This window comes from Candidatus Eisenbacteria bacterium, from assembly GCA_016867715.1.
Classification (GTDB): Bacteria; Orphanbacterota; Orphanbacteria; order Orphanbacterales; family Orphanbacteraceae; genus VGIW01.
In genome coordinates, this window is record VGIW01000168.1 from 1 (window position 1) to 1,804 (window position 1,804).

The following is a 1,804-nucleotide window of genomic DNA, read 5'->3' on the forward strand; positions in this document are numbered from 1 at the left end:
CGCCCGTTATGGCACGCCATGCAGAGGCGACCGGCGCCCGCGCTTGGAATCAGCGGGGAGTTCGGGAGCGCGATGTCGGTGGCCGATGCGTCCCGGAGCTGTCCCGGGTTGTCGTTCCCGTGCGGGTCGTGGCAGACCGCGCAGGTGTGGGGGCGAGCCTCGGTCGGGTTCGAGGTCGGCGCTACATACGCGGCCGGATCGTCGAGGTACTTGTGAGCATAGAGTCCGTTGTGACAGTGAGCGCAGCTTCCGCGCAGGGCCGGGTATTCCTCGATCCTCGCGTGCGCCGATTCCTGCCATTCGTCCCACGTCGGATGGTGCTCGTCGGAGTGGCATTGACCGCAAGTGGTGTCGCTGATCGTGACCGCCACGTTCTGCCCCTCGCCGCCTCCCGTGTGGTTGCTCGCCGGGCCGTGGCAGTTCTCGCACTGCACCCCCTCGAGACGCTCGACCGCCGTCTCGTCGTGGCCGCCGTTGTCGAGGGAGGCGTCGGCGAAGAGCCCGTAGCTCCCGACCGTGTGACACTTGAGACAGTAAGCATTGTGGTTCATCCCGATCGCTTCGAGCGACTCGATCGCGTGCGCGTGCGCGGTCCCCGACCAGGACGTGTGCTGATCGCCTCCCGACCCGCCCGCGTGGCAGACGGCGCAGGTTCCCGCGCCGAGATAGAAGGGGGAGTCGGCCGGGACGTAGGTCCCCACGAAGACGCGGTCGGTCCCGATCCCCGCGTCCGCGCCGTCGGTCACGACGCAGGAGATCGTGTAGAGGTTGGGGTCGTCCGGCGCGATCCAGACGGTGCTCTCCGCGGCCGCATCGACGAACGCGCCGCCGGTCGCCCTCCAAGCGTATTCGAACGTCCCCGGGTTCTCCGCAGTCGCCCTCGCGAAGACGGAGACCCGGCCGCCCTGATCGACGCTGTCCGCCGAGGCGGTCACGGTCACGCGGATCGCGGGCTCCCTTACGACCTCGACGACCTCCTCGTCCCCGCACCCCGCGGCGAGGAAGAGGAAGAAGGGAAGGACGACGGCGAGCATCCTATGGTCCCGAGCGCGCGTCATGTTCGTTACCTCCGTCCGGATCGGCGCCCCGTCCAAGGGCCGGGGAGCATTCCGAGGTCGGACGCTCCGAAACCCGCCCCCGCCGAGGCGCGGGAGAAAGAAAGGCCCGCTCCCGCGGGCCGGCCACCAACAAAGCGCCGAGGAGAACCGGGGGAGGGAGGGTCTCCGGGCGCGCATACGACGATCAGCGATCGGCCGCCGAGGGAGTTCATCAGCCGTCAAACCTACCCGGAGGGACGATCAATAGCGTCGATGATGAGAGGAACATCTGTCAACGAGTTTTCTCGTTTTATGAGTTGACCGAGATCAAGACCGAAGTCGTGTCGCGCTCACTCCGCGAGAAGCGTGTGGAGAACCGCCGGGTCTTCTTCCTCGACGGCGAGGAGCGAGTGGCAGGTTTCGCAGGAGCTGTCGATCTCTTGGCCGTCCTCGCTCACGTGCTCGCCCGAGTGGCAGCGGAAGCACCCGCTGTTCTCTTCGTGGCCGAGGTGGCTGGGATAAGTGTTCCATGTGATGTTCATCGATGGAAAGATGTTCGCGTCGTAAAGATTTCGGATTTCCTCCCCCGCGGCGCGGACGGAAACGCGGACCGCCTCGAACGCCTCGGGGTCGAGCTCGCGATAGTGGCGCTCGAGCTCCATCGGGATCGCGGCAAGGGCCGCCCCCTTCGACGGATACTCGCGCGTCAGGAGATCGAGACCGATCGCCTTGAGCCCGGGGAGGCTCGCGTCGATTCTTCCCGACGC

2 protein-coding genes are annotated in these 1,804 nt (G+C 67.0%); both read right to left on the bottom strand.

Annotation, left to right across the window (positions count from 1 at the left end; translation table 11 throughout):
• Positions 1-1,058 (bottom strand): hypothetical protein (locus FJY73_14385; GenBank protein MBM3321847.1); only part of this gene is annotated, 1,058 nt, incomplete at its 3' end.
• A 329-nt stretch (positions 1,059-1,387) separates the two neighbouring features.
• The coding region (locus FJY73_14390) for a cytochrome C (protein MBM3321848.1) at positions 1,388-1,804 on the bottom strand (417 nt) is incomplete at its 5' end.